Annotated in this window: 2 protein-coding genes; one reads left to right on the plus strand and one right to left on the minus strand. The window is 56.1% G+C overall.

Features of this window, described 5'->3' with window-relative positions; translation table 11 throughout:
* Nucleotides 1-118: 118 nt before the first annotated feature.
* On the plus strand, nucleotides 119-412 hold the full coding sequence (locus AX708_RS17890; protein WP_067403134.1) for a hypothetical protein: 294 nt from the start codon (nucleotides 119-121) through the stop codon (nucleotides 410-412).
* 185 nt (nucleotides 413-597) lie between these two features.
* Here the strand turns inward: AX708_RS17890 and AX708_RS20635 are convergent, their stop codons facing one another.
* A complete protein-coding gene (locus AX708_RS20635; RefSeq protein WP_067399893.1) occupies nucleotides 598-1230 on the minus strand; it encodes an imm11 family protein in 633 nt (210 codons plus the stop codon).
* Between the last annotated feature and the right edge of the window lie 202 nt (nucleotides 1231-1432).

Here is a 1432-nt window from a genome sequence, read left to right on the forward strand (position 1 = left end):
ATCACCCTCGCCGCCAGCGACACTCCCGCGAAGCGGGTTCGTGCTTCGACCCCATTGCGGACATTCATCCTGATCGGCATTCTGGGCATGAGCATGTGAAGTTCGGGGAATGTGACCAGTGAGCGAGCTCATCGAATACTGGCCCGGCGCGCTCATCATGTTTGGGCTCTTCTTTGGGCCGCTCATCGCGATCAAAAAGGCCCGAACCGATGCAGCAACGGCTACAATCGTCTGCGCCATAACCTGCGCCCTGTTCCTGGGGCTTTTCATACTCGGGGCCGGTCTGCAATCGCCCTTGGGATACTGGCCCTCGGGATTTTTTCTGGACGCCATCAAGATCGCTGCAACATTCGGGGGCGCGCTTGGACTTTGGATCCTGTTCGTGGTGCGACCGAGATCGTCTAATCGCTGAACGTCGGCCAAACCCGATGCGACCGAGCTGCGAGCGCTGGATAATTTGCTTTCCACCCCAGCTCGTGACCTAGCTGCCAAGTGCGAGGCGACCCAGAAGCGGACCAGCCCCTAACGACCCCATTGCGGCCGTTCCCGAAAACCAGCATAAATCCCTGATGATTATTGCCCATGCCTCTGGCCTCATCATTCTTCGATAACACGAAAACAGGCAACGCCAGTTAGAAGTTTCCTCTGTCCCAGCAATGTGTAGAGTTCATTAGATACAGCGATAGCCGACGTGATTAACTCGTCTGGAACCCACAAATGGGAGCCCCCTATTGCTGATCTTTTCATGACAATATTGCGCGTCTCTGCCAGAGTCTTTAGTCCCAGCATCTTGCGCCCATGTTTGTATTCTTTCGACGGGACATCGGTTTTCTGCCAATCGACGGCATCGGATATTGCCCGGCGAACGTTGATGGCATAATATGAAACCTCAAAGGGTGCCCCGTCGGAGCGAAGCACCTCTACCGCCCTGAATTCGTGAAGCCCGGGCTCCAGGCCATCAATGCAATCACGGAATGGCTGGCTAACCCCCCAGAAGGAGCAGAACCCAACCCAATCGGGAAGCGATTTTCGTGGCGTTTTCAGTCGTGCGCGTTTCGGCCAAAACTGATCGTCGATATCGATGGCCGCGCGGGTGGGACGAGCCGAAACATGAGCAAGACCGCGCTGTTCCAGAAGTTCGTAAGGTATCATTATTTCGGAGCATGATGGCTCCATGTCGAACTTGACGGTCGCTACCGTCGTGTTCTCACGCTCAAGAAGCCAGGCCATTTACTGCGTTCTCTCATTGGCCCGCATGGGGCGTTCTCGCTCCATAAGTTGACTCCGACTTGCGTTCCAGTCGCCACGACGATGGACAGAACGAGCGTTGTCGTGAATGTCAGCTTTCCACCCACTTTCGGCCATTCCGACCTCTCGGCCCTCGTCCCGAAAGCGGCCATCGTATGCGACGGTCCTCACCGGACGCTTACGG

The sequence above is a fragment of the Erythrobacter sp. CCH5-A1 genome, from assembly GCF_001557115.1.
Taxonomy (GTDB): domain Bacteria; phylum Pseudomonadota; class Alphaproteobacteria; order Sphingomonadales; family Sphingomonadaceae; genus Erythrobacter.